The 21,968-nt window shown below is 72.4% G+C and carries 19 protein-coding genes and 1 pseudogene; 11 read left to right on the top strand and 9 right to left on the bottom strand.

Annotated elements, in window-relative coordinates; translation table 11 throughout:
- Nucleotides 1–93: 93 nt before the first annotated feature.
- Nucleotides 94–768, bottom strand: a complete 675-nt coding sequence (locus AZE13_RS15160) for a Crp/Fnr family transcriptional regulator (protein WP_003981529.1) — start codon at nucleotides 766–768, stop codon at nucleotides 94–96.
- Nucleotides 769–1,186: 418 nt separating this feature from the next.
- On the opposite strand from AZE13_RS15160, the gene nth reads away from it, so the two are divergent.
- The 3 genes from nth to AZE13_RS15145 all read left to right on the top strand — a co-directional run bounded on the left by nth (nucleotide 1,187) and on the right by AZE13_RS15145 (nucleotide 4,203).
- Nucleotides 1,187–2,170 carry an endonuclease III gene (gene nth / locus AZE13_RS15155; protein WP_066931461.1) on the top strand — a complete coding sequence of 328 codons (984 nt, stop codon included), beginning with the start codon at nucleotides 1,187–1,189 and terminating at the stop codon, nucleotides 2,168–2,170.
- Nucleotides 2,171–2,237: 67 nt separating this feature from the next.
- Nucleotides 2,238–2,990, top strand: coding sequence for an NUDIX hydrolase (locus tag AZE13_RS15150; protein ID WP_066931209.1), 753 nt, complete (start codon nucleotides 2,238–2,240; stop codon nucleotides 2,988–2,990).
- A gap of 13 nt (nucleotides 2,991–3,003) precedes the next feature.
- Nucleotides 3,004–4,203 carry a MarP family serine protease gene (locus AZE13_RS15145; protein WP_066931207.1) on the top strand — a complete coding sequence of 400 codons (1,200 nt, stop codon included), beginning with the start codon at nucleotides 3,004–3,006 and terminating at the stop codon, nucleotides 4,201–4,203.
- 25 nt (nucleotides 4,204–4,228) lie between these two features.
- Here the strand turns inward: AZE13_RS15145 and AZE13_RS15140 are convergent, their stop codons facing one another.
- The 7 genes from AZE13_RS15140 to AZE13_RS15110 all read right to left on the bottom strand — a co-directional run bounded on the left by AZE13_RS15140 (nucleotide 4,229) and on the right by AZE13_RS15110 (nucleotide 13,553).
- Nucleotides 4,229–4,426 (bottom strand): hypothetical protein, encoded by a 198-nt coding sequence (locus tag AZE13_RS15140; protein WP_066931205.1) that lies wholly within the window; start codon nucleotides 4,424–4,426, stop codon nucleotides 4,229–4,231.
- Nucleotides 4,427–4,614: 188 nt separating this feature from the next.
- Nucleotides 4,615–5,553, bottom strand: coding sequence for an alpha/beta fold hydrolase (locus tag AZE13_RS15135; RefSeq protein WP_066931203.1), 939 nt, complete (start codon nucleotides 5,551–5,553; stop codon nucleotides 4,615–4,617).
- A complete protein-coding gene (locus tag AZE13_RS15130) occupies nucleotides 5,550–6,008 on the bottom strand; it encodes a phage holin family protein (protein ID WP_066931201.1) in 459 nt (152 codons plus the stop codon). The genes AZE13_RS15135 and AZE13_RS15130 overlap by 4 nt, the downstream gene beginning before the upstream one ends.
- Before the next feature lie 45 nt (nucleotides 6,009–6,053).
- Nucleotides 6,054–7,406, bottom strand: a complete 1,353-nt coding sequence (gene nhaA / locus AZE13_RS15125) for a Na+/H+ antiporter NhaA (RefSeq protein ID WP_220127581.1) — start codon at nucleotides 7,404–7,406, stop codon at nucleotides 6,054–6,056.
- Nucleotides 7,407–7,773: 367 nt separating this feature from the next.
- Nucleotides 7,774–9,762, bottom strand: coding sequence for an acetate--CoA ligase (gene acs / locus AZE13_RS15120; protein ID WP_066931457.1), 1,989 nt, complete (start codon nucleotides 9,760–9,762; stop codon nucleotides 7,774–7,776).
- A 147-nt stretch (nucleotides 9,763–9,909) separates the two neighbouring features.
- A complete protein-coding gene (locus AZE13_RS15115; protein ID WP_066931199.1) occupies nucleotides 9,910–12,258 on the bottom strand; it encodes a SulP family inorganic anion transporter in 2,349 nt (782 codons plus the stop codon).
- A gap of 308 nt (nucleotides 12,259–12,566) precedes the next feature.
- Nucleotides 12,567–13,553 (bottom strand): ATP-binding protein, encoded by a 987-nt coding sequence (locus AZE13_RS15110; RefSeq protein ID WP_066931197.1) that lies wholly within the window; start codon nucleotides 13,551–13,553, stop codon nucleotides 12,567–12,569.
- A 100-nt stretch (nucleotides 13,554–13,653) separates the two neighbouring features.
- Between AZE13_RS15110 and AZE13_RS15105 the strand changes: the two genes are divergently transcribed.
- Complete coding sequence (locus tag AZE13_RS15105) at nucleotides 13,654–14,511, top strand: oxidoreductase (protein WP_066931195.1); 858 nt, start codon at nucleotides 13,654–13,656, stop codon at nucleotides 14,509–14,511.
- Nucleotides 14,512–14,938: 427 nt separating this feature from the next.
- Here AZE13_RS15105 and AZE13_RS15100 read toward each other — a convergent pair whose 3' ends face one another.
- Nucleotides 14,939–15,841, bottom strand: coding sequence for an HAD family hydrolase (locus AZE13_RS15100; protein ID WP_066931193.1), 903 nt, complete (start codon nucleotides 15,839–15,841; stop codon nucleotides 14,939–14,941).
- Between the two features lie 504 nt (nucleotides 15,842–16,345).
- Between AZE13_RS15100 and ssd the strand changes: the two genes are divergently transcribed.
- The 7 genes and pseudogenes from ssd to AZE13_RS34035 form a co-directional block, all read left to right on the top strand.
- On the top strand, nucleotides 16,346–17,617 hold the full coding sequence (gene ssd, locus AZE13_RS15095) for a septum site-determining protein Ssd (RefSeq protein ID WP_079124004.1): 1,272 nt from the start codon (nucleotides 16,346–16,348) through the stop codon (nucleotides 17,615–17,617).
- 146 nt (nucleotides 17,618–17,763) lie between these two features.
- Complete coding sequence (locus AZE13_RS15090) at nucleotides 17,764–18,912, top strand: TadA family conjugal transfer-associated ATPase (RefSeq protein ID WP_066931455.1); 1,149 nt, start codon at nucleotides 17,764–17,766, stop codon at nucleotides 18,910–18,912.
- A 311-nt stretch (nucleotides 18,913–19,223) separates the two neighbouring features.
- Nucleotides 19,224–19,895, top strand: a complete 672-nt coding sequence (locus AZE13_RS15085) for a type II secretion system F family protein (RefSeq protein WP_309302192.1) — start codon at nucleotides 19,224–19,226, stop codon at nucleotides 19,893–19,895.
- Complete coding sequence (locus tag AZE13_RS38070; protein ID WP_258527800.1) at nucleotides 19,892–20,836, top strand: type II secretion system F family protein; 945 nt, start codon at nucleotides 19,892–19,894, stop codon at nucleotides 20,834–20,836. The genes AZE13_RS15085 and AZE13_RS38070 overlap by 4 nt, the downstream gene beginning before the upstream one ends.
- Before the next feature lie 182 nt (nucleotides 20,837–21,018).
- A complete protein-coding gene (locus AZE13_RS15075; RefSeq protein ID WP_258527799.1) occupies nucleotides 21,019–21,303 on the top strand; it encodes a DUF4244 domain-containing protein in 285 nt (94 codons plus the stop codon).
- Nucleotides 21,304–21,325: 22 nt separating this feature from the next.
- A complete protein-coding gene (locus tag AZE13_RS15070; RefSeq protein ID WP_079124003.1) occupies nucleotides 21,326–21,718 on the top strand; it encodes a TadE family type IV pilus minor pilin in 393 nt (130 codons plus the stop codon).
- Nucleotides 21,693–21,965: pseudogene (locus AZE13_RS34035) on the top strand (Rv3654c family TadE-like protein); the annotation flags it as partial. The gene AZE13_RS15070 and the pseudogene AZE13_RS34035, both read left to right, overlap by 26 nt.
- Between the last annotated feature and the right edge of the window lie 3 nt (nucleotides 21,966–21,968).

Genomic DNA, 21,968 nt, shown 5'->3' with positions numbered 1-21,968 from the left:
TCGCGGCTCGTCATGGCACGTAGCGACCCGTAGCGGCAGGGGCGGCGAAGGGCCCCGCCGGAGCGGGGCCCTGGGGCCGTTCTGCGGGCCGGGTCAGCGGGAGCGCTTGGCCAGTCGCTCGACGTCCAGCAGGATCACGGCGCGCGCCTCCAGGCGCAGCCAGCCTCGGCCGGCGAAGTCGGCGAGTGCCTTGTTGACCGTCTCGCGCGAGGCACCGACCAGCTGGGCCAGCTCCTCCTGCGTCAGGTCGTGCACGACGTGGATGCCTTCCTCGGACTGCACGCCGAAGCGGCGCGACAGGTCGAGCAGGGCGCGCGCCACGCGGCCCGGTACGTCCGAGAAGACCAGGTCGGACATCTGGTCGTTGGTCTTGCGCAGTCGGCGGGCGACCGCACGCAGCAGGGCCGTGGCCACCTCGGGGCGGGCGTTCAGCCACGGCTGCAGGTCTCCGTGGCCCAGGCCGAGCAGCTTCACCTCGGTCAGGGCGGTCGCGGTGGCGGTGCGCGGGCCCGGGTCGAAGAGGGAGAGCTCGCCGATCAGCTCTCCGGGGCCGAGTACGGCGAGCATGTTCTCCCGGCCGTCGGGGGAGGTGCGGTGCAGCTTTACCTTGCCCTCGGTGACCACGTAGAGGCGGTCGCCGGGGTCCCCTTCGTGGAACAGGGCGTCGCCGCGGGCGAGCGTGACCTCTCCCATCGAGGCGCGCAGCTCGGCCGCCTGCTCGTCATCGAGCGCCGCGAAGAGCGGTGCGCGCCGCAGAACGTCGTCCACGAGATCTCTCCTTGTCGACATGCTCCGGGGGACTGTGGTCCCCATCATGCCGGAATGCAAAACAGTGCGATCAATCACAAGTTTGCCGGACCGGTGGTCCCAGCCATAAGGCAGGGGGCCGATTGGGGTGACGAATTACGGTGATCAAGCCGGATGTCAGTGGGTGGCCTTAGTCTGGCCGAGTGTCCAATACGCCGGTGAGAGCAGAGGACTGGGGGCCGGACGGGTGAGCACGGGGCGTGATTCCGCTGTGGGCGAACAGGCGTCCGGCGGGGCAGGTAATTCGGATAAAAGTAACAAATCGCCCTCCGGGGTGACCGGCAACCGGAAGTCGATCACCCGGAAGTCCGGCGCGTCGCGCGCGACGGCGCAGGACACCAGCCCGGTAGGCACGACCTCGGCAGGGAAGAAGGCCGCCGTGAACGAGATCCCCGAGACGCCGACGGCCGCCAAGAAGGCCACCACCAAGAGGACTGCCACCAAGAAGGCGGCTACCAAGAAGGCGGTCACCACGAAGACGACCGCTGCCAAGAAGACGACCGCCAAGGCCTCCGCCGCCAAGAAGGCCACCGCCGAGCAGACCGCCGCCAAGAAGGCCCCGGCCAAGAAGGTCCCCGCTCGGAAGCCCGAGTCGCGGGTCGCCATGGTGCGCCGGGCCCGCCGGATCAACCGCGAGCTGGCCGAGCTGTATCCGTACGCCCACCCCGAGCTGGACTTCACCAACCCCTTCGAGCTGCTGGTCGCGACGGTGCTGTCGGCGCAGACCACCGACCTGAGGGTCAACCAGACCACCCCGCGGCTGTTCGCGCTCTGCCCGACGCCCGAGGACATGGCCGCGATGCCCCCGGAGAAGCTGGAGGAGCTGATCCGGCCCACCGGTTTCTTCCGGGCCAAGGCGAAGTCGCTGCTGGGTCTGTCCGCGGCGCTGCGCGACCGCTTCGGCGGCGAGGTGCCCGGCCGTCTGGAGGATCTGGTCACGCTCCCGGGGGTGGGCCGCAAGACCGCCAATGTGGTGCTGGGCAACGCCTTCGGCGTACCGGGCATCACGGTGGACACCCACTTCGGCCGTCTGGCCCGCCGCTTCGGCTGGACCACCCACCAGGACGCGGAGAAGGTCGAGGCGGACGTCGCCGAGATCTTCCCCAAGAGCGAGTGGACGATGCTCTCGCACCGCGTCGTCTTCCACGGCCGCCGTGTCTGCCACTCCCGCAAGCCCGCCTGCGGGGCCTGTGCGATCGCTCCGCTGTGCCCCGCATACGGCGAGGGCGAGACGGACCCGGAGAAGGCCAGGAAGCTGCTCAAGTACGAGCTCGGCGGCCAGCCGGGGCAGCGGCTGAAGCCGCCGGCCGACTATCCGGGGCGGCCCGCGCCCCCGATGGCGCCCTCGGTGAGCGCGTCATGACCGCGGCCGCGATGCCGGGACGGACCCCAAGGACCCCACGATCGAAGACAGGCCCGAGGGGGCGCGTATGAGGAGCGCACGGGAGCAGCGGTACGGCGAGGAAGCGGAACCCCGCGGCCCGGCGGCGGGCGACGAGGCGGCGGCCGCGGCCGCCGCAACGGTCACGATCACGGCCGATGGCCTGCCCGGGTGGCTGGACCCGGTGGTCCGGGCGGCCGCCACGGTCGAGCCGCGCCAGCTCAGCCGTTTCCTGCCGCCCGAGAACGGCGGCCGGCAGTCCGCGGTGCTGATCCTCTTCGGTCACGGCCCGCGCGGCCCCGAGCTGCTCCTGATGGAGCGCGCCGGTACGCTGCGCTCCCATGCCGGCCAGCCCTCCTTCCCCGGTGGCGCGCTCGATCCGGAGGACGGTGACCCCGAGGGCCCCGGGCCGGTGCGGGCGGCGCTGCGGGAGGCCCGGGAGGAGACCGGCCTGGACCCGTCCGGTGTGCAGGTCTTCGGCGTGCTGCCGCGGCTCTACATCCCCGTCAGCGGCTTCGTGGTCACGCCCGTCCTGGGGTGGTGGCGGCGGCCGAGCCCGGTGGGCGCGGTCGACCAGGCGGAGACCGCCCGGGTCTTCACGGTTCCCGTGGCGGATCTCACGGATCCCGCCCATCGCGTGACCACCCGCCATCCCAGCGGCCACACCGGTCCGGCTTTCCGCGTCGAGAACGCTCTGGTCTGGGGTTTTACGGCGGGTGTGATCGACCGCATCCTGCATTACGCGGGGTGGGAGATTCCGTGGGACCGCGACAAGCAGGTCCCGCTCGACTGGCGCTCGTGAGACGGTGTCCGGCGTGAACGTCCTGGACATTCTGCTGCTGATCGCGGCCGTGTGGTTCGCGATCGTCGGCTACCGGCAAGGCTTCGTCGTCGGCATCCTGTCCGTGATCGGATTCCTCGGCGGCGGGCTGGTCGCGGTCTACGTGCTGCCGGTGATCTGGAACGAGATCACGGGCGATGCCACCCCCGGCACCTTCGCGGCCATCGCGGCGGTCGCCATCGTGATCGTGTGCGCGTCCGTGGGCCAGGCGCTCACCACCCATCTGGGCAACAAACTGCGCCGGCACATCACCTGGTCACCGGCGCGAGCCCTGGACGCGACCGGCGGCGCGCTGGTCAACGTCGTGGCGATGCTGCTGGTCGCCTGGCTGATCGGCTCCGCGCTGGCCGGTACGTCGCTGCCGACGCTCGGCAAGGAGGTCCGTAACTCCAAGGTGCTGCTCGGGGTGTCCCGGGTGATGCCCCAGCAGGCCAACACCTGGTTCGCGGACTTCTCCTCGGTCCTCGCGCAGAACGGCTTCCCGCAGGTCTTCTCGCCGTTCTCCAACGAACCGATCACCCATGTGCCGGCGCCCGACCCCCGTCTCGCCACCAGCCCGGTGGCCGCACAGGCCAAGCGCAGCATCGTCAAGGTCGTCGGTACCGCTCCCGGTTGCGGCAAGGTGCTGGAGGGCAGTGGCTTCGTCTTCGCGCGGCACCGCGTCATGACCAACGCCCATGTCGTGGGCGGGGTGAGCGAGCCGACCGTCCAGGTGGGCGGCGAAGGCCGGATGTACGACGCCACGGTCGTGCTCTACGACTGGGAGCGCGATATCGCGGTCCTGGACGTGCCCTCGCTGGACGCCCCCGCGCTGCGGTTCGCCGACGCGGACGCGAGCGGCGGCAGGAGCGCCATCGTCGCCGGCTTCCCGGAGAACGGCGGCTATGACGTCCGCGCGGCCCGTATCCGGGCCCGTATCCAGGCCAACGGTCCGGACATCTACCACCGCGGCACGGTCGGCCGCGATGTCTACTCCCTCTACGCCACGGTCCGGCAGGGCAACTCCGGCGGTCCGCTGCTCACCCCTGAGGGTGAGGTCTACGGTGTCGTCTTCGCGAAGTCGCTGGACGACTCGAACACCGGATATGCGCTGACCGCCGACGAGGTCCGTCAGGACGTCCTCAAGGGCCGTACGGCCCGGCAGCAGGTCGACAGCCAGGGCTGCGCGATCTGACCGCGCACGCCGGCGGGGGAGCGGCTCAGCCGCGGGGATGGCGCAGGCGCGCGCTCATCCAGCGCGCTCTGCGGCGCAGGATGCGCGGGATGCCCATCGGGTGCGCCGGCTCGGGGGACGTACCGGACTCGAAATCCGGTGTGCCCCTGTCCTGCGTGCCCACGGCAGCGGCACTGCTGCGGCGGTTGCGTGCCACGTCACGGTAGTCGTGCGTCCAGCCCATACCCTCGACTCTGCCCGGGCCCCAAGGTCCGTAACCGCCGCGGGGACGGCCAATTGGCCTATGCGCCGGGCAAGTGGCCGTTCGTCAGGCGAGTGTTCGAACCCGGTGCGAACGGGTACCGCTGAGCGGTCCGGACCGACCGCTCAGCGTACGCCGGCGCCCGGGCCCAGCGTTCCGGTCTCCGGGGCCTACCGGTCCGGTTCCGGGTCCTTCAGCCAGTTGATCAGCTCGGTGGAGAACGCGACCGGGTCCTCCTCGTGGGGGAAGTGCCCCAGCCCGTCGAAGAGCCGCCACCGGTACGGCGCCTCGACGTACTCGCCGGAGCCGGCCGCGCTGCGGGTACGCATCACCGGGTCCAGCGAGCCGTGCAGATGCAGCGTCGGCACCCGTACGGGCAGCTTCATCCGCCGGTTGAACTGGATGCCGTCGGGGCGGGCCAGCGACCGCACCATCCAGCGGTACGGCTCGATCGAGCAGTGCGCCGTCGACGGAATGCTCATCGCCCGCCGGTAGACCTCGATCGCCTCGTCGTACGGCGGGCGGGGCCCGGACCAGTCCCGGATCATCCGGCCCACCAGAGCGGCGTCGTCGGCGGTCAGCGCGCGCTCCGGCAGCCAGGGCCGCTGGAAGCTCCAGATGTGTGAACTGCGGGTGCTCTGCCGGACGTCGGCGAGCATCGCCGCGCGCCAGCGCCGGGGGTGCGGCATGGACTCCACCGCGAGCCGGCGCACCAGCTTGGGGCGCATCACCGCCGCCGTCCAGGCCAGGTAGCCGCCCAGGTCGTGCCCGACGAGCGCGGCGTCCGGCTCGCCCAGGGACCGGATGACGCCGGTGATGTCCAGGGCGAGGTTCGCCGGGTCGTAGCCGCGCGGGGTGCGGTCGCTGCCCCCGACGCCCCGCAGGTCCATCGCGACCGCGCGGAAGCCCGCCTCGGCGAGCGCCGGGAGCTGGTGCCGCCAGGTCCACCAGAACTGCGGGAAGCCGTGCAGCAGCAGCACCAACGGGCCGTCGCCCATCTCGGCGATGTGGAAGCGCGCGCCGTTCGCCGCGACGTCACGGTGCGACACCTCGTACCCGCCGGGGACGTCGATACGGACGACCGAGGCGGTGCTGTCGGGGGCTGTCATACCGATGAGCGTGTCACAGACTCCAGGACCGGGTGGTCCGCAGCGTCCACTCGGGGGTGTGGCTTGGCCTTCTGCAGGACGGCAGCGGTCTGTTTGGCGGAGTTGATGGACTTCTCCGGCTTCTTGATCTTCTTGAGCTTGGCGAGCGCGAGGAGGACCAGCAGACCGGCGAGGGCCAGGAAGGCGCCGCCCACGATCAGGAAGGACCAGGCGAGCCCCAGCCCGAGGTTGTGGATGCCGTACGCCGCCGCGAAGCTCAGCACCGGGAGCGCGAACAGCGCCAGCGCGCCCGCCACGATGAACGCGGCGCTGCCGATGCCCGCGCGCTTGGCGTCCTGCCGCAGCTCCGCCTTGGCCAGTGCGATCTCGTCGTGGACCAGTGCGGACATCTCGGCGGTGGCCGTGGCCACCAGCTGCCCGAGGCTGCGCTCCCCGTCCGCGTCGGCTGCGCTCATCGCCGTCTCCCTCTTCTCGTCACCTGGATGCAAAAGCCTCTCAGATCATGCCGGACGATCGTCCCCGGTGTGCGCGCCGGAGGCCACTTCGGCCAGCCGCCGGTGCTCGGCGGCCTTGGCCTCGTGGATCGCGGCCATCCGGAGGTGGTAGTCGGGCTTGTCGAGTTCGTAGATGTCGGGGATGCCGTCGTGGTCGTCGTCCCGCTCCTCGTCCTCGCAGAGCTTCTTGTACTTGGCGTTGCGGAGCTTGAGGAGGATGCCGGCGCAGACGGCCGCGAGCAGCGAGCCGATCAGTACCGAGGCCTTGATCTCGTCGGCCAGTGCCAGGTCGTCGGCGAAGGCGAGTTCGCCGATCAGCAGGGAGACGGTGAAGCCGATGCCGGCCAGGGAGGCGACCGCGAAGACGTCCGGCCATTTGAGGTCGGGGTTGAGCTCGGCCTTGGTGAAGCGGGCGGTGCACCACGTGCCGCCGAAGATGCCCACCGCCTTGCCCACCACCAGGCCGAGGACGACGCCGAGCGTCTCCGGCCGGGTGAACACGTCGTGGAGGGCGTTGCCGGATATCGCCACGCCCGCGGAGAACAGGGCGAACAGCGGCACCGCGAGTCCGGCCGAGATCGGGCGGACCATGTGCTCGATGTGCTCGCCGGGGGAGTGCTTCTCGCCGTCGTGGCGGTGGCAGCGCAGCATCAGGCCCATCGCGACACCGGCGATGGTGGCGTGCACTCCGCTGTTCTCCATCAGCGCCCAGATGACCACGGCGAGCGGCACGTAGACGTACCAGCCGCGGACGCCCTTGCGCAGGAGCAGGTAGAAGAGCCCCAGGCCGGCGACGGCGAGGCCGAGCGCCACAAAGTTGATCTTGGAGGTGAAGAAGGTCGCGATGATCAGGATCGCGAAGAGGTCGTCGACGACGGCGAGGGTGAGCAGGAAGGCGCGCAGTGCGGACGGCAGGGACGTGCCGATGACGGCGAGCACGGCGAGCGCGAAGGCGATGTCGGTGGCGGTGGGGACCGCCCAGCCCTGCAGCGAGCCGCCGCCGAGGGTGTTGACGGCGGTGTAGACGAGCGCCGGTATCGCCATACCGCAGACCGCGGCGATCACGGGGAGCGCGGCGGCCCGCGGATCCCGGAGCTCACCGGCGACCAGTTCGCGCTTGAGCTCGATACCGGCCACGAAGAAGAAGATCGCGAGCAGTCCGTTGGCGGCCCAGTGCTGGATGGACAGGTCCAGGCCCAGGGAGGCCGGGCCGAGGTGGAAGCCGCGGATCGCCTCGTAGCTTCCGCCCATGGTGTTCGCCCAGATCAGGGCGGTCAGGGCGGCGACCAGGAGGAGGACGCCGCCGACCGTCTCGGTACGCAGCGCGTCGGCTATGAAGTTCCGCTCGGGCAGCGACATGCGCCCGAGGAAGAGGGAGCGGCGGGGGGTGGGTGCAGTCACGCGGGGGACCTCCGGGCTTCGGCAGCTGCGTATGGCTGTGGCAGTTGCCGACCAGACTTCCCGGCGCACCCAAGATCTTTACGCGTCGTTGACGCTTCTCCTACTTTACCGGGCTCGCCAGAAGCGCTATTCGGCAGTCTCAATTTACGGGCAAATCGGGCGGCGCTCAGCGCGTGGCCGCCGACCGCCGGGCTGCGGGCAGGGGGCCCGGACGCCGGGGCAACGGAGCGCGCCGGAGCGCGCCGGAGGGGCACCCCGGCCGCCGTGGCCCGGATGCCCCTCCGTGGTCCGTCCCGTTCCTCCTCGCCGGTGCCTCGTCGGCGGCTCAGTCCTCGCTTGCGGCGCTCGGCAGTTTCGCCTGGATCAGGTCCATGACCGAGGAGTCGGTGAGGGTGGTCACATCGCCGAGGTCGCGGTTCTCGGCGACATCGCGCAGGAGCCGCCGCATGATCTTGCCCGAGCGGGTCTTGGGCAGCTCCACGACCGGCAGGATCCGCTTGGGCTTGGCGATCGGCCCGAGCTGCTTGGCGACATGCGCCCGCAGCTCCTCGACCAGGCTCCCCTCCTCGTCGGCGGATGACGCCTCCGCCTCCGCCGCACCGCCGCGCAGGATGACGAAGGCGCAGATGGCCTGGGTGGTCTGCGGGTCGGTGGCGCCGACGACCGCGGCCTCGGCCACCTTCGGATGCGAGACCAGCGCCGACTCGACCTCGGTGGTGGAGATGTTGTGCCCGGACACCAGCATCACGTCGTCCACCCGGCCCAGCAGCCAGATGTCGCCGTCCTCGTCCTTCTTGGCGCCGTCACCGGCGAAGTACTTCCCTTCGAAGCGGGACCAGTAGGTGTCGAGGTAGCGCTGGTCGTCGCCCCAGATCGTGCGGAGCATGGCCGGCCAGGGCTCGGTCAGCACGAGGTAGCCGCCCGCCCCGTCCGGGACCTCGCGAGCCTCGTCGTCCACCACGGTCGCGGCGATACCGGGCAGTGGCACCTGCGCCGAGCCGGGTTTGGTCTCCGTGACGCCCGGCAGCGGGCTGAGCATCATCGCGCCGGTCTCGGTCTGCCACCAGGTGTCGACGATCGGCGTGCGGTCGGCACCGATGTGCTTGCGGTACCAGATCCAGGCCTCGGGGTTGATCGGCTCGCCGACCGACCCCAGGACGCGCAGCGACGACAGGTCGAACTTCGCCGGGATGTCGTCGCCCCACTTCATGCAGGCGCGGATCGCGGTCGGCGCGGTGTACAGGATCGTCACGCCGTACTTCTGCACGATCTCCCACCAGCGCCCCTGGTGCGGGCTGTCGGGCGTGCCCTCGTAGAGCACCTCGGTCGCGCCGTTGGCGAGCGGGCCGTAGGTGATGTACGAGTGGCCGGTCACCCAGCCGACGTCGGCGGTGCACCAGTAGACGTCGGTCTCCGGCTTGAGGTCGAAAACCGCGTGGTGGGTGTACGCCACCTGGGTGAGGTAGCCGCCGGTGGTGTGCAGGATGCCCTTGGGCTTACCCGTGGTGCCCGAGGTGTAGAGGATGAACAGCGGATGCTCGGCGTCGAAGGCCTCGGGCGTGTGCCGGTCGCTCTGCCGCTCGACGAGCTCGTGCCACCACACGTCCCGGCCCTCGTGCCAGGCGATGCCCTCCTGGCCGGTGCGGCGCACGACGAGCACGCTGCGGACGTGCTCCGTACCCGGCTTGGCCAGCGCCTCGTCGACGGCGGGCTTGAGGGCGGAGGGCTTGCCGCGGCGGTAGCCGCCGTCGGCGGTGATCACCACGCGGGCGTCGGCGTCCTGGATACGGGTCGCCAGGGCATCCGCGGAGAAGCCGCCGAAGACGACCGAGTGCGGGGCGCCGAGGCGCGCGCAGGCCAGCATGGCGATGACCGCCTCGGGGATCATCGGCAGGTAGATGGCGACCCGGTCGCCGGCCCGTACGCCCAGCTCGGTCAGCGCGTTGGCGGCCTTGGAGACCTCGCGAAGCAGCTCGGCGTACGTGATCGCCCGGCTGTCGCCGGGCTCGCCCTCGAAGTGGATCGCCACCCGGTCGCCCAGGCCGTTCTCCACATGCCGGTCGACGCAGTTGTAGGCGACGTTGAGCTTGCCGTCGGCGAACCACTTGGCGAACGGCGCGCCGGACCAGTCGAGGGTCTGGGTGGGCGCGGTGTGCCAGGACAGGCGCCGGGCCTGCTCCGCCCAGAAGCCCAGCCGGTCCGCCGCGGCCTGTTCGTACGCGGCGGCCGTGACGTTGGCCCGCGCGGCCAGATCGGAGGGCGGGGCGAACCGCCGCTCCTCCTTCAACAGGTTGGCCAGGCTTTCGTTGCTCACAACATCTCCCATTCCCAGGGCGTCCGATGTGTCCCAGGCCATAGCTCATCAGCCCGCGGCCGACCCTGACAAGGGCTGTGGAAAAAGATTGGTGTAGACCTGTGGACCGGTGGGGTGTTCGGGGGTGCGGGGAGGACGTCGCGCAGGTCAGGCCGGCCGCGGAGCCGACCCGCCGCGGACCGCGCGGAACTGCCCGGTGGCCTCGTCGAGCAGGTACGCCTGGGCCTCGCCGACGTGGAAGTACATGCCGTGCAGCGTGAGCGTGCCCTCGGCCACCCGGCGGGCGACACACGCGTGCGCCCGGAGGTGGTCGAGCTGCTGCCGGACGTTGACGAGCGCGAGCCGTTCCTGATCTTCCGTCACCGGACGGCCGCTCAGCGCGACATCGCCCCGTCCCAGTCGGCCGATGCGCTGCATCCGCGCCAGGCTCGGCCGCCCGTGCCGCAGCCAGCGGGAGAGCGGCGTCGGCTCGCCCTCCTTCGGGGCGGCGGAGTCGAGTAGCGCTCCCATGGCGCCGCACCCGGAATGCCCGCACACCGTGACCGAGCCGACCCGCAGTACCTCCACCGCGTACTCGACCGCCGCGCCCACCGAGTCGCACGAGGCGTCCGAACCGGGCGGCGGCATCAGATTGCCGACATTGCGCACGGTGAACAGATCGCCCGGCCCGCTGGACGTGATCATGCTTGTGACCAGCCGGGAGTCGGCGCAGGTGAGAAAGAGCTGGGTGGGCCGCTGGCCCTCGCGCGCCAGTCGGGCGAGCTCCTCCCGTACGAGCGGAGCCGTGTGGCGCTGGAACGCGCTGAGCCCGCCGAGCAGTTGGCCGCCGCTGCTCTCCGGGGACGCGGTGAGGTCCGGGGTCGGCCGGGTGCAGTGGTGATTGCGCCACGGCGTCCACGGCCGGCAGGAGTGTGAGCCGGCCGGCTCGGTGAGCGGGCGGCTCGTACGGCCGCCGAGGGTCACCCAGCCGCCGTGCGCCCTATGGGCGTTGCTCCAGGACTGCAGCGCCTCGTACGCGGCATGGTCCATGAAGGATCCGCGCAGCTCGATGACCACTTCGGTGTGCGCCGGCACCAGCGCCAGCGCCCGGGTCAGCCGCGGCACCGCCAGAAACGTCAACTGCCCGCTGACGCACACCCGGTAGCTCTCGCCCTCCTGGGTGACCGTGACCCGGGTGTGGGTCAGCCGGCGCAGTGCCAGGAAGGCCGCGACCGCGATACCCGTCAGCACGCCCTGGAAGACGCCGAAGAGGACGACCCCGCCCAAGGTGGCGGCGTACACCGGGAATTCGCGGTGCCGCTGCACATGGCGGATGTGCGCGAAGCTCACCATCCGTACGCCGACGACCAGCACCAGCGCGGCGAGCGCGGCCAGCGGGATCAGCTCCAGTACGGCTGCCGTCAGGCCCGCGCACAGCAGCACCCATACGCCGTGCAGCACAGTGGCCCGGCGGGTGGCCGCACCGGCCCGTACGTTGGCCGAGCCGCGGATCGCGCCCCCGGAGACCGGCAGCCCGCCCAGGAGTCCGGAGACGGCATTGGCCACCCCCTGGCCGGCCAGTTCCCGGTTGAGCCGGGTGCGGTCCGTAGGGGCGTCCGGCCGCTCGGCCGCCAATCGGTCCACGGCCACCGCGGACAGCAGTGACTCCATACTGGCGACGAGGGTGACGGTCAGGACCGCGGCCGCGAGGGCCGGAACGGACGCGTCCGGCAGTGTCGGCAGCGCGGGCATCCCCCAGGACGGCAGCTCGACGCGCGGCACGGCCGTGCCCGCGCTCGCGGCCGTCGCGGCGAGCACCGCGGCCAGCGGGGCCGGCAGCACCCGCAGCCATCGGCCGACGCGGCCCGGCAGCCGCCCCCACCCGGCCAGTACGGCGACGGTGGTGGCGCCGATCAGCAGGGCGGCGAGATGCGGATGCGCCAACTGGCCGGGCAGCGCGGCGGTGTTGTCGAGCACCGAGCTGTCCGGGCTGCCGCCGAGCACCACATGGAGCTGTCCGATGGCGATGGTGACGCCGATACCGGCCAGCGTGCCGTGCACGATCGCCGGGCTGATGGCCAGCGCCGCACGGGCCACACGCAGGGCGCCCAGGGTGAGTTGGGCGAGTCCGGCCAGGACCGTGACGGCGCAGGTGGCGCGCCATCCGTAGCGCTGGACGAGGTCGGTGACGACCACCAGGAGGCCGGTGGCCGCCCCGGTCACCTGGAGCGGGGCGCCGCCGAGCAGTCCCGCGACGATGCCGCCGACGGCCGCGGCGACCAGACCGGCCTGCGGTGGGGCGCCGGTGGCCAGCGCGATGCCCAGGGACAGCGGGACGGCGAGCAGGAAGACGACGACCGAGGCGGAGAGGTCCCGGCGGAAGGCGGACCGGCCCGCCTTCCGTGCGCGGGGTTCCGTCCGGCGGGTACGCCGCCCGGGAGTGAGCCCGCCGAGCGGGGGCTCGGTACGGCACGGGGTGCGCGGCGGCTGCGGCGGGGACTTCTCGATCTGCGGCATTCCCGTCTCCTCCGGGGCGACGCGGTCGCGCGGGGCGCGATCGTGGGGCGGCGGTGTACTGCGGCGGGAGGCGAGCCGACCGGCGGGCGTCGCGGTGGGAGACGATCCGGTGACCCTCAAGCATCGGTAAATGGATCGTAATGACAGGTAAAGGAAGTGAGAAGTCTTTGCGGGCATTCGCTCCAATCTGTCCATCTATTGGGCGAATGCCATGATGGTGTGCTTTTTGGGAAAACCCGTCTGGTGCCTCCGCGCCTACAGGGCGGCCCGCAGACTCCGGGCCGCCCTGGGGTACGCGACGTGGCGGGTCACACGGGCTGCGGGGCGGCCGCTCCCTCGGAGAGTACGAAGGCGGGGTCGACCTGGGCGGCCAGGTCGACCCCGGTCTTCGCGTTGCCCCAGCTCTCCGCGTTCTTGAGGTGGAAGTGCACCATCTGGCGCGTATAGCGCTCCCAGTCGCGCCGCCCGTAGGCCGCGTCCGCCGTGTCGTGCAGCGCCTCCAGGGCGCGGCGGGCGGCCTGCTCCAGGTAGGCGAAACGAGCCGGGCGGCCCTTCTCCATGGCGCGCACCCACTCGGAGTGCCCGACCGTGACCAGCAGGTCGTCGCCCACCTCCTCGCGCAGGAAGGCCACATCGTCCGGACCCTGCACCTTGTTGCCCACCACCCTCAGGGCCACGCCGAAGTCCCGTGCGTACTCCTTGTACTGGCGGTAGACGGCGACGCCCTTACGGGTCGGCTCGGCGACCAGGAAGGTCATGTCGAAACGCGTGAACAGACCGGAGGCGAACGAGTCCGAGCCGGCCGTCATGTCGACGACGACGTACTCCTCGCGCCCGTCGACCAGGTGGTTCAGGCACAGTTCGACCGCGCCGACCTTGGAGTGGTAGCAGGCCACCCCCAGATCGGACTCGGTGAACGGCCCGGTCGCCATCAGCCGGACGCCGGCGCCGTCGAGCTCCACCGTCCGCGCGCAGGCGTCGTAGACGGGGTTGCTCTCGCCGACCCGCAGCAGTCGCGATCCGTCCCCGGGCGGGGTGGTCTTGATCATGGCGCCGGCGGACGGGATCCGCGGGTTGCCGCCGCGCAAGTAGTCCTTGATCAGCGGGAGATGAGCGCCCATCGCGGGCAGTGCGGCGGCCTCCGCCTCGTCGAGGCCGAGCGCGGCACCCAGGTGCTGGTTGATGTCGGCGTCCACCGCGATCACGGGGATCCGGGCCGCGGCGAGGTGCCGGATGAACAGGGAGGACAGGGTGGTTTTGCCGCTGCCGCCCTTGCCTACGAAAGCGATCTTCATGTTCACCAAGAGTAATGTCGATATTCCGCTGGGTGAGAGGTTTGCGTGAAGAAGACCACTCCTTCGAGGGGCCGGCCCGGTGGTGCGTAGGGTCGTACCCATGGCTGGAATCTCCCGGGGGGCGTCCCCCGCACCCCCGCACACGAGTGCCGATCCGCTGGCGGCCCTGGCCGCGCTCCCGGGTGTCGCCGACTCCGTGGACGCCGTGCGCGAGAGCGTCGACCGGGTCTACGGCCACCGGATCATGCGGCGTCGCAGCAATGAGGTCAGCTCCGAGGCGGCGCTGCGCGGAGCGCGCGGTTCCGCGGCGCTGGCCGGGGCCGACTGGGCGCTCGAAGAGCTCAGGCGCCGCACCGACTTCGGCGTCGAGGGGGAGCCGCGAACGGTCGGCGCGGCGCTGCGGCTGACCGCCGAGGCGGGGCAACTGCTCAGCGTGTGGCGGCAGTCGCCGCTGCGGGTGCTGGCGCGGCTCCACCTCGTGGCGGCAGGCAAGGAGGCGCCGGACGAGACCGTGGGGCGGCCCCGGCTGGCCGGTGAGCCGGTGGCCGAACCGCTCGTCGAGCTGCCGCTGCCGGACGCCGACGAGGTCGCCGGGCGGCTGGACGGCCTGTCGCGGCTGCTGCTCGCCGGTACCACGGCGCCGGCACTGGTGGCCGCGGCGGTGGTGCACGGTGAGCTGCTCGCGCTCCGGCCGTTCGCCTCGCACAACGGGCTGGTCGCCCGGGCGGCGGAGCGGATCGTGCTGATCGGCAGCGGGCTCGACCCGAAGGCGATCTGCCCCGCCGAGGTCGGGCACGCCGAACTGGGCCGGGCGGCCTATCTCGCCGCCCTGGAGGCCTATGTCTCCGGCACCCCGGAGGGCGTCGCGGCATGGATCGCGCACTGTGGGCGCGCGGTGGAACTCGGTGTACGGGAGAGCACCGCGGTCTGTGAGGCGCTGCAGCGCGGTGCGGCATAAGGCCGCGAAAGCAGCGGCACGGCGAAGGTCCGGAGCGTTGTCCGGTAATTGCGGAAGCTTTGCTTCATTCGCCAATCGCGCCGAACGGCGCCTTGAACGGCTGCCTGAACAGGCTTGAACAGCGTCTGAACAGGGGTGCGGCGGTACCAATCGGTGGTACCGCCGCTGGCATGTCCACCGGGTTACCAAGCGTGCTCGAATATGTGCCCATCAGGTCGGATTCTTCGTCCGGTTACCTGGTGCGGCTGGCCCGTAATCGACGGGTCGGCGTCGCGTGGGTGCCCGGCATTCATGCATCGGTCCGTGGGCCACTTGCTGCGTTATAGGTGTTCCTCTCGGATGTCCTTGGTCACGCGGGCCGTCAAGTCCTTTGTACTACTCGTGCCGGGGAAGCGGAACCCTGGGCCATAGATCTTTACGTTTGGCTTCAAACGCAGGCATTACGGGCAGTGTCCCGCTTACGGCCAATACCGCCGAGGCGCACTTTTGTGGATTTCCGGCGGCTGGCGTACCAGACCAGCGTCGCGGTGGCCATCGCCGCACCCACCGCCGCCATGGCCGCGAGGGCCGGCCGCGAGGGCAGCGCGGGCAGCCGCTGCTTGAGCGGGACCGGGCGGTTGAAGGAGAGAACCGGCCAGCCGCGCGCCACTGCCTCGCGGCGCAGCGCCCGGTCCGGATTGACCGCGAAGGGGTGCCCGACCGCCGAAAGCATCGGGATGTCGGTCGCCGAATCGCTGTACGCGTAGCAGCGTTCGAGGTCATATCCCTCGGACGCGGCGAGCTCCCGGACGGCCTCCGCCTTGGTCGGTCCGTACGCGTAATACTCCACCTCTCCGGTGAAGCGGCCGTCCGCCCCGACGACCATACGGGTGGCCACCACGCGGTCGGCGCCGAGAAGCTCACCGATCGGTTCGACGACCTCGGCGCCCGAAGTGGAGACGATGACGACATCCCGCCCGGCGGCGTGGTGTTCCTCGATGAGCGAGGCCGCCTCGTCGTAAATGATCGGGTCGATCAGATCGTGCAGAGTCTCGGCGACGATCTCCCGCACCTGGGCCACATCCCAGCCGCGGCACAGCGAGGAGAGATATTCACGCAACCGCTCCATCTGATCGTGATCGGCGCCGCCGGCGAGGAACACGAACTGCGCGTACGCGGTGCGCAGGACGGCCCGCCGATTGATCAGGCCGCCTTGGTAGAACGACTTGCTGAAGGTCAGCGTGCTCGACTTTGCAATGACAGTCTTGTCCAAGTCGAAGAACGCGGCGGTACGGGGAGTCGAGTGGGGCACGGAGTGGTTTTCCACGGGGCGAGCATAGGCGCCCACCATTCGGCGTAAGGTGTGGCGCGTGGGTTTGCCTGAGAAGGCTCTCGGGTACACCATGGAAGTCACGGATCGTTCGCGACCGTGCTAACCCGGTCCGGCTCCTCCCCCCCCCGAGCCGGCCGTGGGGACGACCCCCGCTCTCCCCCCCGGCGGGGGTCGTCGCATGTCCGGCCGCATGTCCCGCCGTCGGACGCCGTTCAACCGCTCTTCTCGCCCGCGCGGCACCGCCGTCGCGGGCGTTCCGCTTTCGTTACTCACAGTAGCCAATGTGATGCTCTGGGGAACCCTTCTCACGGGCTCCCGGCGGCGCCGCGGAGGAGCCCCGCAGGGCCCTCTCTTCAGCCCCCGGAAGCGGCCGCCCGTCGCTGGAATAGGTGACGGAGATATCCACAGTCGCGGAGTTGTCCACAGATTCGAATCAAGATCCGCCCGGATTTCCCGATCGCTGCATCGTAAAAGTCCGCGTGCTCGCGGAGGGCGAGCCGGGCGGCGACAGGGGGACGGAAGATGGCGGCGACCACACGATCGGAGCGACCGGTCCGGAGCGGCGACAACCGCGGCGGACCACTGATCATCACCGAGGACGAGCGCCTCCTCGACGATCTGCTGCGGCTGTGCGCCGCGGCCGGCGCCCTGCCCGAAGTGGCACCCGGCCTGCTGGCCCACACGGGCGCCTGGCGGACCGCGCCCCTCGTGATCGTCGGCGACGACTGCGCACACCGCCTGGACGGCGCATCGCGCCGGCCGGGCGTCATCCTCATCGGGCCGGACACGGACGACCGCGAGCCGTGGCGTCGGGCCGTCGCCATCGGGGCCGAGCGGGTCCTCGCCCTCCCCGACGGAGAACACTGGCTGGTCGACCGGATCGCCGACGCGGTCGAGGGCGTGGGGCCGCCGGCCCTGACCATCGGCGTCATCGGCGGCCGCGGTGGCGCCGGGGCGAGCACCCTGGCCGGCGCGCTGGCCGTCACCGCCGCCCGTACGGACCGGCGCACCCTGCTCGTCGACGCGGACCCGCTGGGCGGCGGCCTGGACGTCCTGCTGGGCGGCGAGAAGGAGAAGGGGCTCCGCTGGCCGGCCTTCACCGAATCGCGGGGCCGGGTGGCCTGCGCCGCACTGGAGGAATCACTGCCCCGGTTGCACTCCCTGCGGGTGCTCAGCTGGGACCGGGACTCCGATGTAATCATCCCGCCACCCGCCATGCGGGCGGTCATGGCCGCGGCCCGCCGGCGCGGCGGTGTCGTGGTGGTGGACCTGCCCCGGCGGGTCGACGAGGCGACGGCGGAGGCACTGGCCCAGATGGACGTGGGCCTGCTGCTCGTCCCCACGGAACTGCGCGCGGTCGCGGCGGCCCAGCGGGCGGCCGTCGGCGTACAGCGGGTGCTCACGGATCTCCGCGTCGTGGCCCGCGCCGGCCCGGAACGGCACGGCCATGCCCTGCCCCCGGCCGATATCGCCCGCCTCATGGACCTGCCCTTGGCCGGTGAACTGCCCTGGGAGACCGGTCTGTCGACGGATCTGTCGCGCGGCGTGCCGCCGGGAGCGCGGGTGCGGGGCCCGCTGGCGCGGTTCTGTACGGGGTTCTGGGCGCGGGCCGGGGCGGCGGCCGAGGGCCGCGGGGAAGGGGAGCGGGCCGGTCCCGGTCCGGGCGCCGGCCTGCGGGGGCCGGCCCGCCCGGGGGCGTCGGCGGGGGCCGGTCCGGGTCCGGCGGCGGGTGAGGGCTCGGTGGCCGGTACGGCCGGCGGCCGGGCGGAAGGCCGGGACGGGGGCTGGACATGACGCGAGGGCCGGGCATGGCACGGGAGTTGGGCGCGACGCGGGGGCCGGGCATGACGCGAGGGCCGGGCATGACGCGGGGGTTGGGCGCGGTGCGAGGGTCGGCTGCGACGAGAGGACTGGATACGGGCCGAGGGTCGGCGCAGGACCTGCTGGACGTGGTGCGCCGAAGGCTGGCCGAGAGCGGGGCGGAGCCGACGCCGGCCCGGATGGCGGTGGCGCTGCGCGAGGAAGGCCGGCTCCTGGGGGACGCCGAAGTGCTGGGCGTGGTGGCCGCGTTGCGGTCCGAGATGGTGGGCAGCGGGCCGCTGGAGCCGCTGCTGGCCGAGCCGGAGGTGACAGATGTGCTCGTCACCGCACCGGACGAGGTGTGGGTCGACCGCGGTGCCGGCCTGGAGCGAACGGACGTCCGCTTCCGGGACGCGGCCGAGGTCCGCAGGCTCGCCCAGCGGCTGGCGGCGGTGGCCGGCCGGCGGCTGGACGACGCCCGGCCGTGGGTGGACGCCCGGCTCCCGGACGGCACCCGCCTGCATGCCGTACTCCCCCCGGTGGCGGTCGCCGGGACCTGCCTGTCCCTACGGGTGCTGCGGCCGCGCGCGTTCCGCCTCGCCGAGCTGGTGGCCGCCGGGACGGTCCCGCCGGGCGGCGACCGGCTGCTCAAGGCGATCCTGGCGGCCCGGCTGTCCTTCGTGATCAGTGGTGGTACGGGCGCGGGCAAGACCACTCTCCTCAGCACCCTGCTCGGCCTGGTCGGCCCGGCCGAGCGGATCGTGCTGGCCGAGGACTCCGCTGAGCTGCGGCCGGACCACCCCCATGTGGTCCGGCTGGAGACCCGCCCCGCCAACCAGGAGGGCATCGGCCGGGTGACACTACGGGACCTCGTACGGCAGGCGCTGCGGATGCGTCCGGACCGGCTGGTGGTCGGCGAGGTGCGCGGCGCCGAGGTCACGGATCTGCTGGCCGCGCTCAATACGGGGCATGAGGGCGGCTGCGGCACGGTCCACGCCAACGCCGCAGGCGATGTCCCCGCCCGGCTGGAGGCGCTCGGATCGGTCGCGGGCCTGGACCGTGCCGCGCTGCACAGCCAGCTGGCGGCCGCGCTGTCGGTGGTGCTCCATGTCGTACGAGACCGGGCCGGCCTGCGCCGGATCGCCGAGCTCCATGTGCTGGAGCGGGACCGGGACGGCTTCGTGGTGACCGTTCCGGCCGCGGTCTGGAGCCCGGTCGGCTTCCAAGAGGGGCGCGGCTGGGAGCGGTTGCGGCGGCTGTGTGAGCGGGGCGGGGGCGAGCTGCGATGAGTGGGGCCGGGTTGGCGCTGTCGGCCGCCGCGCTCTGTGCGGGAGCCGCGGTCCGGCTGGCCGCCGCCGGCCGGGGCGAGGTACGGCGGCGCGCCCGGACGCTCCTCGGGGACCGCGGTGGTGAGCGTCCGCCGGAGGGGTGGCGGGGGCGGCTGCTGCCGGGCGAGGGGGTGCGGAAGCGGTGGGCGCGGCGGGCGGCCGAAGAGGGAGCGGTACGGCGAAGAGGCCTCGGTGGCCCAGGCGGTCCAGGCGGTCCGGGCGGCCCAGGTGACCCAGGCGGTCCGGGCGGTCTTGGGCGGGAGGTCTGGTGCGTGCCGGCGGGGCTGGTGCTGGGGGTGCTGGGCGGGTCCGTGCTGCCGGTGCTCGCCTCGCCGGTGGCCGGGTACCTCGTGCGGCGCAGGCTGGCCGCCCGTGCGGCGGAGCGGGCCCGGGGCCGCCGGGCCGCGGCGGTGATCGGGCTCTGCGCGGCGGTGGCGGGCGAGCTGCGGGCCGGCCGGCAGCCGGCCCCGGCCCTGCTCGCCACAGGGGCGCCGGACCTCGGAACGGCGGGCTCGGCGCTGATGGCGGCCGCGCGCTACGGAGGTGACGTCCCAGGGGCGCTGCGTGCCGCGGCGCGGCTGCCGGGGGCCGCGGGCCTGGCCGGGGTGGCGGCGTGCTGGCAGGTGGCGGTGGAGGGCGGCGCGGGACTCGCCTCCGGACTGGAGCGGATCGCGGCCGGACTCCGCGCGCGGAGGGATCAACGCGAGGATCTGCGGGCTCAGTTGGCGGGTCCGCGGGTCACCGCGCTGATGCTCGCGCTGCTCCCGGTGGGCGGGCTCCTGATGGGCGGCGCACTGGGCGCCGACCCGCTGCGGGTGCTGCTGCACACCCCGGTGGGCTGGGCCTGTTTGGTGGCCGGCGGGTTCCTGGAGTGGGGCGGGGTGGTCTGGACGGCCCGGATCGTCGCGCAAGCGGAATGTGCGGAGGGAGGGGGAGTGGCATGAGTGTGGAGGTTGTCCACAGGGTGGGGATGGCGCTCGCCGCCCTGTCGGCGGTGGTGTGCGCCCTGGCTCTGGTACGGCAGGCCTACCGCGAGCGGGTCGTACGACGACGGGTGCCGGCGGTGTGCGGCACCGGTGCCGGAACGGGCCGGCATGGCCGGGGAGACGCCGTCGGAGGTCAGCTGGCCGGTCAACCGGCCGGTCCTCGGCGGTCCGTTGGCGGACGGGACGCATGTGGCCAGGATGGACGTGGCCAGGACGGACGTGGTCAGGACGGCCATGGACGGATCAGGCGTGGACGAAAGCAGGGTGGACGCAACGGGCGTGGACAGGGCGGCGGCGGGCCACAGGCCTGGGCCTGGCCCTTCGCCGCAGCAGGTTTCGTCACCATCCTCGTCGGTGGGGTGCCCGGTGTCCTCGCGGGATTCGCCGTGGGCCTCGGCGCGTACCGCTGGCTGCGGCGCCAACAGCAGGCGGAGACGGCGCGGTTGACGGCCGAGCGGATACGCGCGGAACTGGCGCCGGCCGGCGACCTGCTGGCGGCCTGCCTCGCCGCGGGAGCCGGGCCACGGGAGGCCGCGGAGGCCGTGGGCCGCGCGCTCGACGGCCCGGTCGCCGAACGGCTGCGCCAGGTGGCGGCGGAGCTGCGGCTGGGCGGCGATCCAGCCGTCGTATGGCCGCGGCTGGCCGCCCTCCCCGGGGCCGAGGGGCTGGCCCGCTGCATGGAGCGCGCCGCGACAGCCGGGGTGCCGGCCGGCGAACCGGTCTCCCGGATCGCCGCCGAACTCCGGGCGGAGCAGGCCAGAACGGTGGCCGCGCGGGCCCGGCGGGCCGGGGTGCTGGTCACCCTTCCGCTGACGGCGTGCTTTCTGCCGGCCTTTCTGCTGCTCGGGCTGGTACCGGTGCTGATCGGCCTGGCCGGCGCCCTGCTGGGACGCGGCTGATCCGCGTAACTGATCCGGCGTACACGTAACTGATCCGACGTAACTGATCTGTGGACGAAGCATGTTCGAAGCCGGTGGAGGGCCGGCGGACCGGAACGGAGGGCGGCATGGCAAGGAACGGCATGACGAGGAACGAGACGGCGAGGAACGGCACGACGAGGAACGGCATGAGGGGGAACGGCATGGCAACGGCCGGAGAGACGAGCGTGGCGATGAGCAGCGCGAGCAGCGGGGGGACGGCCGACGCGGGGATGACGAGCACCGGAATGCGTGCACGGTTCCGACGGTGGTGGACGAGGCTGCGCCGGGCGACGGCCGACGACCGGGGGATGGCGACGGCGGAGTACGCCATGGTGACGCTCGCGGCATGCGCGCTGGCCGTGGTGCTCTACAAGCTGGTGACGAGCCCGGCGGTCAAGGCGATGCTGCAGTCGCTGCTCGAGCGGGCGCTCCATGCCCAGGTCTGACAGCGGAGGCGGAGGCCTGGGCATGGACGGCGGCAAGCGCATCCGCCCAGGGGCCCGTGGCATACCGCGGACCGCGCGTGACGCGGGGTCTGTGACGGCGGAGACGGCCATGGTGATGCCCGTACTGCTGGTGGTCGTCGCGGCGCTCATCTGGGGGCTGATGGCGATCTGCGCCCGTATCGAGTGTGTGGACGCGGCACGGGCCGGGGCGCGGGCGGCGGCGCGGTCGGAAGCCCGGACGGCGGTGATCGCCGCGGCGCGGGGCGTGGCTCCACGGGGCGCACGGATCGTGCTGGACCGAAAGGGAGATCTGGTGCGGGTACGGGTCGAGGCCGAGCTGCCCGGAGCGGGACGGCTGACCCTCCGGGTCGGAGGGGAGGCGGTAGCTCTTGCGGAGGACACGGTACGGGGATGACGGCTCGGCGACGCTCTGCACGGTCTTCGCCGGCGCGGCACTGTGCGCGGTCTTCCTGGCCCTGCTCGCCGTGGGCCAGGCCGTCACCGCACGCCATCGGGCGGGCGGGGCCGCGGACCTGGCCGCACTGGCCGCGGCGGACCGTGCCGTGCAGGGCCCGGACCGCGCGTGCGCGGTGGCCCGGCGGGTGGCGGCCGGGCAGCACACCCGCCTGGTGCGGTGCACGGTGACCGGGGCCGTCGCGGATGTA

It is taken from the genome of Streptomyces sp. NBRC 110611 (assembly GCF_001590865.1).
GTDB lineage: Bacteria > Actinomycetota > Actinomycetes > Streptomycetales > Streptomycetaceae > Streptomyces.
This window is presented reverse-complemented; position numbering and strand designations above follow the sequence as displayed.

Excerpts from the sequence above, each read along its gene's own strand:
- AZE13_RS15150 (WP_066931209.1), top strand. The coding sequence starts at position 2,238 with ATGAGGAGCGCACGGGAGCAGCGGTACGGCGAGGAAGCGGAACCCCGC.
- AZE13_RS15140 (WP_066931205.1), bottom strand. The coding sequence starts at position 4,426 with ATGGGCTGGACGCACGACTACCGTGACGTGGCACGCAACCGCCGCAGC.
- AZE13_RS15135 (WP_066931203.1), bottom strand. The coding sequence starts at position 5,553 with ATGACAGCCCCCGACAGCACCGCCTCGGTCGTCCGTATCGACGTCCCC.
- AZE13_RS15130 (WP_066931201.1), bottom strand. The coding sequence starts at position 6,008 with ATGAGCGCAGCCGACGCGGACGGGGAGCGCAGCCTCGGGCAGCTGGTG.
- nhaA (WP_220127581.1), bottom strand. The coding sequence starts at position 7,406 with ATGTCGCTGCCCGAGCGGAACTTCATAGCCGACGCGCTGCGTACCGAG.
- AZE13_RS15115 (WP_066931199.1), bottom strand. The coding sequence starts at position 12,258 with ATGCCGCAGATCGAGAAGTCCCCGCCGCAGCCGCCGCGCACCCCGTGC.
- AZE13_RS15110 (WP_066931197.1), bottom strand. The coding sequence starts at position 13,553 with ATGAAGATCGCTTTCGTAGGCAAGGGCGGCAGCGGCAAAACCACCCTG.
- AZE13_RS15105 (WP_066931195.1), top strand. The coding sequence starts at position 13,654 with ATGGCTGGAATCTCCCGGGGGGCGTCCCCCGCACCCCCGCACACGAGT.
- AZE13_RS15100 (WP_066931193.1), bottom strand. The coding sequence starts at position 15,841 with ATGGTGGGCGCCTATGCTCGCCCCGTGGAAAACCACTCCGTGCCCCAC.
- ssd (WP_079124004.1), top strand. The coding sequence starts at position 16,346 with ATGGCGGCGACCACACGATCGGAGCGACCGGTCCGGAGCGGCGACAAC.
- AZE13_RS38070 (WP_258527800.1), top strand. The coding sequence starts at position 19,892 with ATGAGTGTGGAGGTTGTCCACAGGGTGGGGATGGCGCTCGCCGCCCTG.
- AZE13_RS15075 (WP_258527799.1), top strand. The coding sequence starts at position 21,019 with ATGGCAACGGCCGGAGAGACGAGCGTGGCGATGAGCAGCGCGAGCAGC.
- AZE13_RS15070 (WP_079124003.1), top strand. The coding sequence starts at position 21,326 with ATGGACGGCGGCAAGCGCATCCGCCCAGGGGCCCGTGGCATACCGCGG.